General features: G+C 45.1%; 14 protein-coding genes. 10 read left to right on the top strand and 4 right to left on the bottom strand.

Going from position 1 to position 14948, the window contains the following annotated elements:
- The first annotated feature begins 48 nt into the window (after positions 1-48).
- Together E2B99_RS10535 and E2B99_RS10530 are read left to right on the top strand one after the other, a co-directional pair.
- On the top strand, positions 49-2505 hold the full coding sequence (locus E2B99_RS10535; protein WP_134244904.1) for a P-loop NTPase fold protein: 2457 nt from the start codon (positions 49-51) through the stop codon (positions 2503-2505).
- Positions 2506-2765: 260 nt separating this feature from the next.
- Positions 2766-3653, top strand: coding sequence for a TIGR01777 family oxidoreductase (locus E2B99_RS10530; protein WP_134244903.1), 888 nt, complete (start codon positions 2766-2768; stop codon positions 3651-3653).
- A gap of 13 nt (positions 3654-3666) precedes the next feature.
- On the opposite strand, the gene E2B99_RS10525 is transcribed toward E2B99_RS10530, so the two are convergent.
- Positions 3667-4194, bottom strand: coding sequence for a hypothetical protein (locus tag E2B99_RS10525; RefSeq protein ID WP_430981476.1), 528 nt, complete (start codon positions 4192-4194; stop codon positions 3667-3669).
- Positions 4195-4604: 410 nt separating this feature from the next.
- Positions 4605-5168 carry a hypothetical protein gene (locus tag E2B99_RS10520; protein WP_134244901.1) on the bottom strand — a complete coding sequence of 188 codons (564 nt, stop codon included), beginning with the start codon at positions 5166-5168 and terminating at the stop codon, positions 4605-4607.
- 219 nt (positions 5169-5387) lie between these two features.
- On the opposite strand from E2B99_RS10520, the gene E2B99_RS10515 reads away from it, so the two are divergent.
- Positions 5388-6047, top strand: a complete 660-nt coding sequence (locus E2B99_RS10515) for a ParA family protein (protein ID WP_134244900.1) — start codon at positions 5388-5390, stop codon at positions 6045-6047.
- A gap of 176 nt (positions 6048-6223) precedes the next feature.
- Complete coding sequence (locus tag E2B99_RS10510) at positions 6224-7312, top strand: AI-2E family transporter (protein ID WP_276320940.1); 1089 nt, start codon at positions 6224-6226, stop codon at positions 7310-7312.
- Positions 7313-7356: 44 nt separating this feature from the next.
- Here the strand turns inward: E2B99_RS10510 and hemW are convergent, their stop codons facing one another.
- Complete coding sequence (hemW, locus tag E2B99_RS10505) at positions 7357-8589, bottom strand: radical SAM family heme chaperone HemW (protein ID WP_276320939.1); 1233 nt, start codon at positions 8587-8589, stop codon at positions 7357-7359.
- A 15-nt stretch (positions 8590-8604) separates the two neighbouring features.
- Between hemW and E2B99_RS10500 the strand changes: the two genes are divergently transcribed.
- From E2B99_RS10500 to E2B99_RS10475, 6 genes are all read left to right on the top strand, one after another.
- Positions 8605-9063, top strand: coding sequence for an EVE domain-containing protein (locus E2B99_RS10500; RefSeq protein WP_134244899.1), 459 nt, complete (start codon positions 8605-8607; stop codon positions 9061-9063).
- An 84-nt stretch (positions 9064-9147) separates the two neighbouring features.
- Entirely contained in the window at positions 9148-9603 is a 456-nt protein-coding gene (locus E2B99_RS10495; protein ID WP_134244898.1) for a DMT family transporter, read from the top strand.
- A gap of 125 nt (positions 9604-9728) precedes the next feature.
- On the top strand, positions 9729-10559 hold the full coding sequence (locus E2B99_RS10490; protein WP_134244897.1) for a hypothetical protein: 831 nt from the start codon (positions 9729-9731) through the stop codon (positions 10557-10559).
- Positions 10560-10750: 191 nt separating this feature from the next.
- A complete protein-coding gene (locus E2B99_RS10485; protein ID WP_276320938.1) occupies positions 10751-12172 on the top strand; it encodes an MATE family efflux transporter in 1422 nt (473 codons plus the stop codon).
- Positions 12173-12279: 107 nt separating this feature from the next.
- Positions 12280-13593, top strand: a complete 1314-nt coding sequence (locus E2B99_RS10480) for an ABC1 kinase family protein (protein ID WP_134244896.1) — start codon at positions 12280-12282, stop codon at positions 13591-13593.
- A gap of 33 nt (positions 13594-13626) precedes the next feature.
- Positions 13627-13821 (top strand): hypothetical protein, encoded by a 195-nt coding sequence (locus tag E2B99_RS10475; RefSeq protein WP_134244895.1) that lies wholly within the window; start codon positions 13627-13629, stop codon positions 13819-13821.
- A gap of 102 nt (positions 13822-13923) precedes the next feature.
- Here the strand turns inward: E2B99_RS10475 and E2B99_RS10470 are convergent, their stop codons facing one another.
- On the bottom strand, positions 13924-14790 hold the full coding sequence (locus E2B99_RS10470; RefSeq protein WP_134244894.1) for a hypothetical protein: 867 nt from the start codon (positions 14788-14790) through the stop codon (positions 13924-13926).
- Positions 14791-14948: the final 158 nt, after the last annotated feature.

Genomic DNA, 14948 nt, shown 5'->3' with positions numbered 1-14948 from the left:
ATAGTAGGGTTTACTCTTTAAATCAACAAATTAAAGTGCAGATTTCAAATGACAGACTATATAAGTCAAGTATTGGAAACTTTTAATACTTTAAAAGAAAAAGATGTTAATGAGGCAGAAACACGAAAAAAAGTTATAGATAAAATTATAGAAAATATTTTAGGCTGGGATGATGCTGATATTAGTTATGAAGAACGAGTCAGTGAAGATGGATTAACTACTTATGCTGACTACATTATTAAAACAGCAAACTCTTCTTTACTTATAGAGGCAAAAAGAGTTGGAAAAGTTCTTTTTAACACACCACATAGACGAAGGTCAAAACTTACTGGGTCTTTAATGCACGGAGAAGGTGGCCAAGCTATCATACAAGCACGTGACTACTGTAGAAAAAAGTCTATTCCTTTTGCAATAGTAACCAATGGAGATCAATGGATTATTTTTCCTGCTATTAGAACAGATCAGATTCCTTTTGCTGACTCGTATGCAATTATTTTTGAAAGTCTATCTCAAGCTTTAAGAGAAGAAGCTGACTATTTTTATAGTTTATTATCTCGTGAAGGGGTAATAGAAGGAAATTTAGCGAATGAACTTCTTGGGCGAGCTATAGATCAATTGGAAGAGAGAAGACTTAATTGCTTTTTTAGGACTTCTCGTTCACGTCACCAAAATCCAATTTATCCACTTATAGAAAATGAAGTTACTTTAGCTTTTTCTGATTCAATTATCGACACAGATACTAATTTATTAGAAAAATGTTATGTAAAAAATGCTGATAGACAAAAATTCGATAATAAAGTCAGAATGCATCTTCAAAAAAAAGAACCTCTATTTCAGTCACAGCCTAAGCGCCCTATGAGAAAGCAGGAATCTATGGCTTTAAAATCCTCTCTAGAAATAGCTTCATCTAAATCTCGCCCTTTAGCGATATTAATTCTAGGTAGCGTAGGAACAGGTAAAACAACTTTTCTTGAATATACGAAAAGAATCACAGCATCAGCTTTTTTTAGAGAAACCCCAGAGAAACCTTTCCCCCAATGGATACAGATTGATTTTCGTAACTTTTCACAAAATGAATCACCAATAAAATTTATATATCAAAATATTTTCTCCTATATTACAAGAGATTCTTTTTTAAAAGATTATAAAAAAACAATTGAACCTGCCTATGAGAAAGATATTGAATCTTTGCGTAATGGACCATTATTTTTAATATCTCAAAATGAAGAAAAATTTAATGGCAAAATAAGTGAAATGATTTTAAACGACTATGAAAATATTGATCCATATGTTAATAAAATTTTATCCTATTATACTCAGAAAGCGCCTATTTTCTTAGTGATTGATAATGTTGATCAATTTGAGCAGGATTCTGTTCAATCTGATATTTTTGCTGACTCAATTGCTTTAGCTGGACGATTAAATTTAAATCTTATTATAGCAATGCGTGAATCTACTTATGTGAATCATCGTAATTCTCCTACTTTTGATGCTTTTGATTTTGATCCAATTCATATTGAACCACCTGAGATCCCAGCAGTTATATCAAAAAGATTCTTTCTAACAGAACAGCTCTTAAAAGATAAAAGAGGGGAATTTATAGCTAATAATGGTGCAAAATTTACTACTCCTGATCTCTCTTTATTTATCGGTTTAATTAAGAGTTCAGTATTGGGAACTGAGATTGGAGAAAGAATTGATGTTTTAGCAAATAATGATGTACGTTTAGCTTTAAGAATGACTAGAGAATTTTTAGCGCATGGATATAGTGATCCTGCAAAAGCCTTAAATACGTATCAAACTAAAGGTGATTATAGACTTCCAGTACAAGAAGCTTTTAGATCAATACTCTTAGGTAATCAGATGGTATATAGAGAAGAGTTTTCAGTAATTGGAAATCCTTTAGATTCGAGATTAGGTAAAAACAACAGTGAACTACTCAGATTATTTATTTTGGCAGCTTTAGTAAAAAATAGTAGCATGACAGGGCCAAATTCTTTAAGTGGTCCTGATATTAGAAAAAACTTACATGAGCTTGGTTTTTCTGAAACTGACACATTTAAAGTATTAGCTGACTTATGTAATCTTAGGTTTGTCCATACTAAATCTCATCAATTAGCTACAATAAACAGTAGTTATTATCCTAGTAGATTAGGGGGACATATAATTAGAAATCTGTTAGGAGATTTAACTTTTATCGAAAATATTCTTATGGATACTTTTATTTCAAATACAGATATTTGGAATGATTTAAAAAAACTTTCTCAGGATATTTCTGATGAAAGAAATATAGTTTCCAGAATAGACTTAAGAGTCAAAAGAGCAAAAATTTTCTATAGCTACATGTCAAGTTTATATTTACCATTGTTTAATGAAGCCGTAAGAAGGAACCTTGAAGGTATATGGTTGACAAATCCTTTAAATGAAATGAATCCAACATTTACAAGAAATTGTGATAAAGCAAAACAATCTGCTAGATTTAACTATGGCAAATCTAATCAATAAATTTTAAGCTTCGACATATTGAATTGAATGCTAACAGGAATAGTTCACCTTTATCTTGGTTATAGCAAGATGATAAATTATATGTTCCTAATTTTTCATTCTTGTAAATTTAAAAACCAAAAAAATTAATGAATAGTATAGACAAGAGTACTTCTGTCCAACATAAATTCTAAATTCGTATTATTATAATAAATAGTAGTGCTGATTATAGCTGTAAGCAGTTTACATTTTCAAATATCTATAATTTTTAGGCAAATACCATGCACATCCTCATCACGGGCGGTAGCGGATTTCTCGGCACAGCCCTCATTCAGCGCCTGCTGCAAGACCAGCACAGCATTACCGTCACCAGTCGCCAGCCTGAACAGTTTCCCCTATCGCATCCCTTGCTCACCGTCACTACGCTAAAAAAACTGGAAAGCATTGGCTATGCCGATATTGTCATTAATCTGGCGGGTGCTGGCATTGCTGACAAGCGCTGGAGCGAGCAACGCAAAACCGATTTATTGCAAAGTCGCCTGCAAACCACGCAAGCCTTAATTAACTGGTTTAAGCAACTGGCAGTGAAGCCACAGCAGTTTTTATCCGGGTCGGCAATTGGCTGGTATGGCTCGCATGACAATAATGTGCTGAACGAAACCAGTACGGCACACGCTGGCTTTACCCATGAACTATGCCAGCAGTGGGAGCAATGCGCATTACAGGCACAGGAACTAGGGATTTCGACCACTCTGCTGCGCACTGGCGTGGTGCTGGATCATTCTGGTGGAATGATTGCACGCCTAAAACCTATTTACCAGTTGGGCTTTGGCGGCAAGATTGGTTCGGGGCAACAATGGATGAGCTGGATTAGCCGTGATGACTGGATCAAAGCAGTACTGTTTTTGATGCAGCATCCGATTGCAGGCCCGGTGAATCTGGTGGCGCCTACTCCTGTCACGCAAGCGCAGTTTGCCAAGGATTTTGCACATGCGCTACACCGACCTGCATGGCTACCGATGCCTACCTTTATGGCAAAACTGGCGTTTGGCGAAATGTCGCATTTGTTTCTGGATAGCCAGCGAATTATGCCGGAACGCTTAATTGAGGCGGGCTTTAATTTTCAGCATCCCGATTTACCAAAAGCGCTATCTCAGCTCGTGCAATGAATAAACTTTATATTTATTTCTCAACCCATTGAATGGATTGCACGCGCAACAGCTCACACGCGCCATCGCCGACATCGGTGCGTGACAGTGAACTGCGCCACGTCCAGCCATGATCATCGACTTCGACCAGATCACCACGTAAATTCACCAGATCGCCCTGTTTCACCTGCTTTAGCTCAGCGGCAATTTTGGGATTGGCTGGGATAATGTGAATATTGGATACCAGTTGCATGGCTTTTTTGGGTGGCAAGGGCAGCTTGCTCATGCTCCAGGTCAGGTATCGGTTATCCTGCCGCACACCAATCAAGGGATAATAATACTTGCTGGCCAGCAGTCCCTCACTCACGGCAAAATCCACTGGAGAAAACTGCGCTTCCCGGTCATTTTGATAATCCTTGCGTCCCAGAATACGAAAGTTGCCGGCAAACTGATCCAGCACTTTAACCTGCTGATTTTGTGCAGGCGCCAAGCCTTTTGCAATGTTAAACTGCGCACTATTAAGCTGGGCTCCATTAAACTGAGCAGCAGGCCGATTGGCCAGTGCAGGCGTAGTTACGACAGACACGCCGCCTAAAGCACTCAACAGTAAAATGCTGCCAATTTGCAAAACGCTTTGCAGGGATCGCACTGGTTTCTTTGTCCTCATACTGGAATTTACGACAATAAAGTTAGGAGAAGTTTTATTCATTAAAACCTAAAAAATTCCATGAAATGCGCAGAAATCTCCGCAAGCTGTAACGGATTGCTGTTTTTTTGCGAAACTGTTTATTTTTAAAAGCTGCTTATCGTTGAAAACTGTGTATTTTTAACAGTTGCTTATTGATAAAACCGCCTAATGATAAATTTTACTCATTGATAAGTAATCTTTTTTTAATTCAGCTTATTTTTGTTTTCTTAAAATTAATCAGCATTCAGATGCTGGACGTAAGTTAATCCACTCAATAAAAATACCTATAGCCAGCGCACTTGATCCACCCGCATCAGTTCACAGGCGCCTGCACCCGTATCCTCACGCGACAAGGAACTGCGCCAGTGCCAGCCGTTGCTCATTTCAATTTCAACCAGCGCACCTTGCAGATAAACCATATCATTCGGCTTCACCTTTTTTAGCTGTTTGGCCACTTCGCTATTGGCGGGAATAATGTGCATGTTGGCACTGTGGGTTTCAATTTCGCGCAAAGGAATGGGCGGCTCATGATCCACATGCCAGCGATAACAGCGGTTACTTTGGCTTATATCAATCTGCGAATAGACTTCCGGCTTGGCCATATTGCCCCAGCCCACTGCAAAATCCACGGGTGAAAACTGCGCTTCGGTGCCACTGCTGTAATCTTCACGGCTTAAAATGCGGAATTCACCGGAATAAGCTTCCAGTTCTTTCACCTGTACGCCCTGAGCAGCCTGTGTGCCTGCACCAGTGGTCCATTGATCCAGATGTGGTGAGGGCTTAAGCCAGTGCGACCATGCTGCATAACCAATGGCCAGCGCGAGTAGCAGGTAAAATCCACGTTCCATGATGATTTCTCTTATTGGATTGCCTTATTGGTTTGGCTTCAACCAGCTTGCAATGCAGACTGGATATTTTGTCCTGTTATCATAACCAGTCCATAGGGCAAAAACAGCAAGATTTTAAATTTCACGACACGCCAAGTTTCAAATTTCATTGTGGTTTTCACGAAAATGTCATATTTTTTCATTACAATTGAATAAACCTAATTATGTGCTGGAAAATCATTGAAAACGATTCTGGTGGCCAATCATAAAGGGGGCTGCGGCAAAACCATTACTGCCATTACTTTGGCAGCCGCTCTGGCAAAACGGGGTAACAAAGTAGCACTGGCTGATGCCGATGTACAAAAGTCTTCACTACAATGGCTAAAGTTGCGGCCAGAGCACGCCAGTAAAATTATTGGGCTGGACTGGCGTCATGACGACAGCATTGGCGATACTCCAAAAAAGGTCGACTGGCTGGTAGTAGATGCGCCGGGATCACTCACCGACCAGCACGCCGCACAACTGGTGGCCACTGCCCATGCCATGATTATTCCCGTGCAACCCTCGTTTTTTGATGTGGACAGCACCCGGCGTTTTTTAAAGCATGTTGAAGACTTAAAGCGTGTGCGCAAAGGCAAGGTCCAGTTGCATTTGCTGGCCAACCGGGTGCGTGCGCAATCCATTGGCAGCAAGCAGCTTGAGGATTTTTTCAGGCAAGTGGATTTTGTACCACTGGGCTGGATTAGCGAGCGCAGCGCCTATCCGCAACTGGCGGCACAGGGCTTGAGTATTTTTGATCATCATCAGAAACAGTATCAACTCATGCAGGCCCAATGGCATGGGCTGCTTAACCAGCTGGAACCGCCTGCTGCCGGTCCTGTTACCACATGGTATGCCTAGATTACTGTTGCTTTAAACCGCTCCTGATCACCAATATTGCACTGTTGTCGGTTTAGAGCGGATACAAATTCATGTGCTCAGGCTGGAGGATTCATAGATATTTTTCATTTTCCCGCTTGTTTAGGCATGTAGTTCGATTAACATAGCTGCATAACCCTCAGCATAATGAGACTGGTGTGCAAGACGTTTCAGCCATTCAACGCCTGCTTTTACTTGGCCTGTTTATTGGGCTAATGCTGCTTAGCTTTCAGGTTTTAAAATTTTTTATTGTGCCGGTGGTATGGGCAGCCATTCTGGCCTATATCACCTGGCCAATTTATCAGGCGATTTTGCGCACTTTTGGCTATCGGCATAATTTAAGCGCGCTGACCATGACAACCATTTTAAGCGTGGTGATTGGCGTACCGTTTATTATGGCTATTTTCCTGTTGCAGCATGAAGGCCGCGATTTATACCTGAATCTGCAACGCCAGATTTTTGCCGGTGGTATTACCTTACCGGATTTTGTCCAGCATATTCCCATCATTGGCAAGGAAATGTCGCGCTTTGTGGCCCAGCTCAATGCACATCCACATGATTTGTCCAGCACCATTCGCAGCTGGATGCAGGGGCATATTGGCTATGGCCGCGTGGTGCTGGGTGAAATTAGCCGCAATATTTTCAAGCTCACGCTGGCGATTCTAACCCTGTTTTTCTTTTATCGGGATGGCACTTTTATTCTGGATCAGGTGCGCATGGCCCTTAACAAGATTATTGGTTATCGGGTGCATGGCTATTTGCATGCCATTGGTGAAACCACGCGCGCGGTTGTATATGGCGTGGGTCTCACAGCACTGGCGCAAGCCTTGCTGGCTGGTCTTGGCTACTGGGTGGCAGGTGTACCCAATCCGGTGGTGTTGACCTTTGCAACCTTCCTGCTGGCATTGATTCCATTTGGGACACCATTTTCATGGGGCGGTGTTTCCATCTGGCTGTTATCGCAGGGTCATACCTGGGAAGCGGCTGGCATGGCAGTCTGGGGTTTATGTGTGGTGAGCTGGGTGGATAATATTATCCGGCCACTGGTGATTTCCGGCGCAACCAAAATTCCATTCTTACTGATTATGTTTGGCGTACTGGGTGGTCTGGCCAGTTTTGGCATGGTGGGCGTATTTATTGGCCCGGTGATTCTGGCAATTTTGCTGGCGGTCTGGCGTGAATGGCTGCATCAAAAGCTGATTGAACCGGAACAGGAAGAACTGTTTGAAGACAAGCCGCTACTGTAACTGCTATCACAGTGAAGCGGCTTTTTTATGGCTATGGGTTTGGGCTAATCCATAACAAATTCACTCAGCACATCATTTAAATAATTAAATCCCTGTGCGGTACATTGCAGGCGCTGCTCATCGGCAACCAGCAGGCCCTGCTGCCGCAACTTAGTCAATATGGGTTGCAGGTTATCCAATGACAAGCCAGTGCGGGTATTATAAAAACTGCTGGGTACCCCTTCTTTTAGCCGCAAGGCATTCATCATAAATTCAAATGCCATGTCATCGGCAGCAATGGCCTGCCAGTTCAGCATGCTGGCGGGTTGCTGGTCCAGATAATCCTTGGGTTGCCGGGTTTTCTGGAAACGGTAAATGCCCTCTGGCTGAGTCACTTTGCCATGCGCTCCCGCACCAATCGCCAGATAATCCCCAAACTGCCAGTAATTCAGGTTATGCCGACAAGGCTGCTCTTTGGCCCACGCCGACACTTCATATTGCACATAACCATGATTGTGCAGCACTGCTTCCCCGGCCTGCTGGATATCGGCCAGAATATCATCTTCTGGCAACACCGGCTGGGTTCTAAAAAATACCGTATTGGGTTCAATGGTGAGCTGATACCACGACACATGGGTTGCACCCTGACCAATGGCGGTGTGCAAGTCATGCAGCGCCTGTGCCTCGGTTTGGGCTGGCAGGCCATGCATTAAATCAACATTTAAGCGGTTAAACCCTGCCTCACGCGCGCGGGTAATGGCCTGCATGGCGTCATCCTGACTATGAATACGGCCCAGACGCTGCAACTGTACACTGTCAAACGTTTGCACGCCCAGTGACAAGCGGTTGATTCCTGCTTCCAGATAATCGGCAAAGGGCTGGTGTTCCAGTGTGCCGGGGTTGGCTTCCAGCGTAATTTCACAATCGGCACTAAAGTCAAACAGGGCTTTTAACTGCTTAAACAGCCACTGGTAACCTTTGGCGGAAATTAGCGAAGGGGTGCCACCGCCAATAAATACACTGGAAATGCATCTGCCTTGTGCCAATGGTTGCTGTTGTGCTGCATCTTGTATTAAGGCCTGTAAATACGCTTGCTCAAGTTCGGCAGGCAAGGCACTATCTGGCAAATCAACAATCGATGTAGCCTCTTGAACTCCTTGCACTTTTGGCAAGGCATGCGAATTAAAATCGCAGTAAGGGCATTTTTTTACACACCACGGCATGTGAATGTACAGGGCTAGCGGAATGACTGCTGGCTCAAGTAAAACCGGATCGTGCAAACTGGACGTGACTGTCAATTTAGGAGTCTCAACGTGGCCTACTGGCTAATGAAATCTGAACCACAAGGCTTTGGCATTGACCATTTGCAACAGCGCGGTGTTGCATTGTGGGATGGCGTGCGTAACTATCAGGCTCGTAACTTTTTACGGCAAATTCAGGCTGGCGATCAGGCACTGTTTTACCACTCCAATTGTAAAGTACCGGGCATCGTAGGTCTAATGACAATTGTCAAAGGTGGTTATCCCGACCCAACCCAGTTCAATCCGGAACACCGTTATTATGATCCAAAATCTACGCTGGATAAGCCGCGCTGGACGGGTGTAGATGTGGAATTTGTTGAAAAATGGCCGGAGATTTTGCCACTGTCCATCTTGCGCGAAATGCCGGAGCTGGAAGACCTGCCACTACTAAAAACAGGGAGTCGATTGTCCCTCATGCCAGTAACACCCGCACAGTGGCAGGCCATCATGTTGCGTAAACCCAGCGCATAATGGTATCTAAAACCACATCAATATGACGATATAACTGCCGCCACATCATCACCATCAGACAAAAGCCATCAGGTAAAAGCCACCATGAAAGGACTGGAACTCAGTACATTATTAATGCTCGGACTGGCGGGTGGCATTGCGCTGGCCAGTCAGGCCGGGGTTAACGCCCAGTTACGTCAGTATGTCAACTCGCCCTATCAGGCCGCATTCCTTTCCTTTCTGGTAGGTACTGTGATTCTGGGCGCTGTGGTCGTGCTGCAAACTGATTCAAGGCCACAGTTGCAGCACCTGCTGGGCATGCCATTGTGGTTATGGGTGGGCGGTTTGCTGGGTGCTTTTGGCGTGAGCGTTTCAATTATTCTGGCGCCACGGTTAGGCGCAGTGAATCTGACGATTGTTATTGTGTGCGGGCAACTGCTGGCATCCTTGGTGCTGGATCATTTTGGCTGGCTGGGTTTTGAAAAGCACAGCATTAACTGGCAACGCATTGCCGGGGCACTCATGGTGATGGCAGGGCTAGTGTTAACAGTGAAATACTAGTATTAATTTCTTTATAACAGGGTTTAGCCAAGCTCATACAAACCTTAGGTCTACACTTACCTTTGGCTGATATGTTCTCTATTAGACTACGTTCAATTTAATTCTGTAGTAATACGAGAACCTGAATGATGCAAAAAACAAAACTCAGTTTAATGATAACCACTGGCTTGCTGGCTGCGGCACTAACTGGTTGCGGCGGTAGTGGTGATGATCTTGGCCCTGCCGTACAAGACCAGCCGGGCGGTCATTTATTTGGCTACTATGCTGAAAGTCTGGATGTGAACGACCCTGATCCTACCGTTGGCGGCATTTATGTGGATGCCCCCGGAGGTACAGGTAAAATTAAAGGCCGGATGTCATTTCGCTACTTTGACTGTCAGGGCGGCGGAGTAAGCAGTCTTCCCGTGAGTGGATCAAAATTCACCAGTTATATTACAGGTGCAGCCGAGGGCGATCTGGATTCTGATTCCAGCAATTATGACACCCGAAAAATCGCCTTAAGCTTTAAGGTGGACTATAAGCGCAGTGACAATCGCTATGACGGTGATTATACGGTTAATGCCAACGATAAGAATGATGAGCGTACCATCAATGATTGCGGTATTACCGGCGATCAAACCTTCACGCTGGCCCGCAAAGGCAGTTTGACGCTTTATCCAGAAAATACAGTGTTCCCGACTAATTTTGATATTAAACAACTGAACCGGATTATTAGCTGGAGCAATGCCCCTACCAGTGCGCGCAAGGTGCTTGTTAATGTAATCAATGAAGCTGCCATCGGGGATAGTAATTCAAACGGCATTATTTACCAGCAGGTTGCCAATGACTTGCGCTTGTTGGCGACAGCCATTCCAGCCAATATGGTAGAAAGTGGCAAGGAATATATTTTAGTGGTACAGCTGTTTGATGAAAATAATAAACCAGTGGCCTTTAAGCGTATTAAAACTACGTTTTAAACAGGTAGTGCTAATTTAAATATAGCCTGCTGTGCTTGCCTTAACAGGTTAACACAGCAGGTTTTTTATTGTAGCCCTATACTGTGTTAGTGAATCCATAAGCCTGCTTCTGGAGCATTAGCTGTTTGCAATCCACTCAGGCCACCTAAATCCGGCTACAATAACGCCTGATTATATGATGTAGAAAAACCATGTCAGGGTCATCGACCAAATACAGCTACAAAATGCTAAAGCCTGATAGCCGACGCCATGAAGTCCGCACCCTGTTTCATCTGATGTGGCCAATTTTGATTACCCAGATAGCGCAAGCCGGGTTTGGCCTGATTGATACAGTCATGGCCGGGCGCATGTCACCCACTGATCTGGCCGTGGTGGCTGTTGGGGTAGGCTTGTGGTTGCCCGTCGTGCTGTTTATGGCAGGTGTAATGATTGCCACTACCCCACTGGTGGCAGAAGCCAAGGGTGCCGGGCAAACTCATAAAATTCCCTGGATTACCCAGCAGGCCCTGTATCTGGCGATAATTATGGGACTGGCTGGTTTTGCCGTGTTACAACTTGCTCCCTTAAGCTTTAACCTGCTGGATGTGCCAGCGCACCTGCAACCCAAAGCCAGTTTCTTTTTGCATGCCATTGCCTTTGGCATGCCAGCCGTAACGCTGTATGCCACTTTGCGCGGTTATACCGAAGCACTGGGTCATCCACGGCCAGTCACAGTGATTAGTATTCTGGGTTTGCTGGGTATTATTCCGCTCAACTATGTGTTTATGCATGGCTTGTTTGGCTTGCCCAAGCTGGGCGGTGCAGGTTGCGGCATTGCTACGGCCAGTATTCAATGGATCATGCTGATTGTGCTGGCCATTTATTTAAGCCTGTCAAAAACCTATCAGCAGATTAAGATTTTTCAGCAGTTTAGCCGCTTTAACACTGCCATGATCAGGCGAATTTTTGCACTGGGTGCGCCAATTGGCATGGCGATATTCTTTGAAGTTAGCCTGTTTAGTATTGCAGCCATTATTTTAAGTCCGCTGGGTGAAATTGTGGTATCGGCACACCAGATTGCGCTTTCGGTCACTTCAGTGTTTTTTATGGCGCCGCTGTCACTGGGCATGGCACTCACTATTCGGGTGGGCCAATTGTATGGCGAGAAAAACTGGTCGGCCATGCAGTATGTACAACGGCTGGGCTTTATGTTTGCCACCAGCATGGCACTGTTAGGGATGCTGATCATGCTGCTGTTTCGTGCACAAATCACCGGGTTTTATACTACGGATGCTACTGTACAGGCGGCAGCAACCGGCCTGTTGCTGTTTGCCCTGATTTACCAGTTGTCCGATGCCTGGCAAGTGGCTGCGGCAGGCTGTTTGCGCGGTATGCAGGATACGCAGGGGCCAATGTGGATTACCCTGCTGTCCTACTGGGGTGTTGCGCTGCCGCTGGGTATTGTGCTGTCACGGATATTGCCTTACGGCGCAGCGGGTTTCTGGACTGGGCTGGTCATCGGTCTGACCATTGCTGCCGTGCTACTCAGCTTTCGCCTGCGGCATCGGCAAAAACTGCTATTCCAGCGTTTGGCAGCAACTGTGAATGCTTCCGAGCCAGCTAAACACATTTAGCCACATCCACTCACACAGCCCAACAAAAACACTATTTTTTGGGGCTTGGCAGGGCTGAATGTGCGTGCCACACTGCCTTATTCCCGTGTTTTATTAAGGTTAAAGTTGTGGCTGAAAAAACCAGTACACCCGGCCGCCGTTTTATCAAGCTGGCTGGCATGACCGCCAGTATTGCCGGCAAGGCCGTCAGTAATTCCATTAAGTCCTTTAATGCCAACGATGAAGAAAAACTCGCGGCCAAATCCCGACTGTATGAAGACATTGGCCTTAAAATTGCCGATACACTGGGCGAGATGAAAGGCGCGGTGATGAAAGTGGGGCAAATTGCCTCGCAGTACAAGGATATTTTCCCGCCCGAAGTGGCCAAAGCCATTGCCAAGCTGCAACGACAGGCGCCACCAGTGCCGTTTAGCACTATTCAGTACCAGATTGAACGCGAAATGGGCAAACCGCTGGATCAGATTTTTGCATCTATCGACAGTGAACCATTTGCCGCAGCTTCCATTGGACAGGTGCATCGTGCCGTATTGCCCACTGGTGAGCGCGTGGTGGTGAAAGTGCAATATCCGGGCGTGGATGAAGCCTGTGAAAGTGACTTAAAGCAGGTACGACTGGCATTGCGATTGGCCGGTGTATTCAAGATTGATAAAAAATTACAAGACAAGCTGTTTGATGAAATGCGGGACAGCCTGACAGCCGAGCTAAATTACAATATTGAAGCGCATAACCTGCAAGTGTTTTCAACGTTTCACCAGCAACTGGATAGCAAGGTGATTATTCCCAAAGTGTATCCGGCCTATTCAACCCGTCGGGTGCTGACCTTAAGCGAAGAACTGGGTGAATCTATTGAAACCGCAAGCACGTGGTCACAGGAATTGCGCAATGAACTGGGCGAGCGCCTGTTTCGCCTGATCAGTCAGGAAGTATTTTTCCTGCATAGCTTTCATAGTGATCCGCATCCGGGCAACTTTGCCTTTCGGCCTGACGGTTCCGTGGTGGTGTATGACTATGGCAGTACCAAAACCTTATCGCCTGAGCTTGTGAACATCAATAAGCAATTGGTTCGTGCCGCTTTTAGCCATGATATTCCAGCGTTGGAACAAGCCCTGCGCGAACTGCATGTGCGCAACTATAACGGCCAGATTCCGGCAGAGTTTTACCAGCAATGGATTGATATTTTAATTAGCCCATTAAATGGTGAATACGACTTTGCCAAAAATACCGCACACCATGATGCCGTGGAATTACTGAAAAAATCCCTGAAATATTGGGACAGTTTCCAGCCATCGCCCGAAACCATGATGCTGAACCGCACCATTTCCGGCCATTACTGGAACATGATCAACCTGAAAGTCAAAGACAACTTTAAGCCTTTGCTGGAAGAAGTGGTGCCGCTGCATAGTCCAGCATCACCAACCTGACCACGTCATAATTTTTTTGAGGATTGATTTGATATGACTAACCATAACCCACAAACACCTGACAGCCAGTCGCTGGAACAGTTGCAGCATACGGTGGATGACGATATCCGTAAAATGCGTGATGCGCAGCAGTTTCGCACGCTGGAAGAAAAGATACAGGATTTAAAGGATCAAGGCATTGATCCCGCCAAAACCTTTGATACCCGTGGTGATGAAGACGACGATTGATCAAGACAACGATTAAATTTTAATTGTCCCTTGCATGAAACATTAAAAAGCTCGACCAGAATAAAGGGTAGAACCTCTGGTCGAGAAAGCTACGCCTTCCTGTTATACCGCTACCCCCACAATTAGTGTTGCCACATAGCCCGCAGTGACACTGCCAGTAACGCTGGACAATTGCAGGGAATAGCCGTCGCGAAATACATTGTCAGTACTCAGGCTGGCACGCGACAGATTGCTTTGACTCGCGGTATAGCCACTGGCATTGGCATACACGGTTTGGCAAATATCCTGTGGCATGGCCAGTTGTGAAGTGCGTATCTTGTTGCGGTACGTCATGGCTGCATCAAGGCTGCGGTAGACTTCAAAGTGAATATGCGCCCAGCGGCCATCGTAACAAGCCGGAAAAATTGAACTAAATGTCACCACCCCATCGGCACTGGTTTGTTGCACGCCGCGCAAATAATCCTCGCTGGCGATACTGCTGGAATACAGCGAATAGTTACCGTCCCGGTTGCAATGCCAGAGGTAAATTGCATAGCCTTCCAGCGCAGCACAGGCATTATTGGTATTGACCAGTTTTAGCACAATGCTCAATGGAACACCCTGAGCCACGTTGCCGGTATTCAGGCTGGTGCGAATGTCACTGCGTACAATGCCCGAGCGGGTTAGCACATTAACCCCATTGGAACCATCTGCCGGATATGGCCCTTCGGTTTCTTCCGGAATGTTGCCACAACTGCTGACGGCGCCTGTACTGTCGGTGCTGCCTGAAGTAGTATCTATGCTATTTGATGCACTGCCAGACGAGGCTACCGTACTGGAAGTACTACTGTCCCCTGAACTGCCGCCGCAACCAGCCAGTAATAATGCGGCAGTACCCCCTGCCCCATAGCCCAGAAGCTGGCGTCTGTCCCACTGGCGTGCCATAATTTGCTGGACATCATTGTTTAATCCTTTGGAATCCTGTGGCATTATCTTCCCCTAAATGAAAAACACAGGCTTAAGCTATCGATAAATAAAGAAAAATATTTGAATATCCTGTTAACCGTTACTTACAGGCCATATTTCATTTAGTATTTAAGATATTGATTTTTATATTTTATTTAAAATAAGAGCAATTCTTGTTTTAT

Origin of the sequence: Alkanindiges illinoisensis (genome assembly GCF_004377485.1) — a bacterium.
Taxonomy (GTDB): Bacteria; Pseudomonadota; Gammaproteobacteria; order Pseudomonadales; family Moraxellaceae; genus Alkanindiges; species Alkanindiges illinoisensis_A.
The sequence above is the reverse complement of the archived record's forward strand: the minus strand, read 5'-3'. Positions and strand labels throughout refer to the sequence as shown.

Coding starts and splice junctions, on each gene's coding strand:
- E2B99_RS10475 (WP_134244895.1), top strand. CDS start 13,627: ATGACTAACCATAACCCACAAACACCTGACAGCCAGTCGCTGGAACAG.
- E2B99_RS10485 (WP_276320938.1), top strand. CDS start 10,751: ATGTCAGGGTCATCGACCAAATACAGCTACAAAATGCTAAAGCCTGAT.
- E2B99_RS10495 (WP_134244898.1), top strand. CDS start 9,148: ATGAAAGGACTGGAACTCAGTACATTATTAATGCTCGGACTGGCGGGT.
- E2B99_RS10535 (WP_134244904.1), top strand. CDS start 49: ATGACAGACTATATAAGTCAAGTATTGGAAACTTTTAATACTTTAAAA.
- E2B99_RS10490 (WP_134244897.1), top strand. CDS start 9,729: ATGATGCAAAAAACAAAACTCAGTTTAATGATAACCACTGGCTTGCTG.
- E2B99_RS10520 (WP_134244901.1), bottom strand. CDS start 5,168: ATGGAACGTGGATTTTACCTGCTACTCGCGCTGGCCATTGGTTATGCA.
- E2B99_RS10470 (WP_134244894.1), bottom strand. CDS start 14,790: ATGCCACAGGATTCCAAAGGATTAAACAATGATGTCCAGCAAATTATG.
- E2B99_RS10530 (WP_134244903.1), top strand. CDS start 2,766: ATGCACATCCTCATCACGGGCGGTAGCGGATTTCTCGGCACAGCCCTC.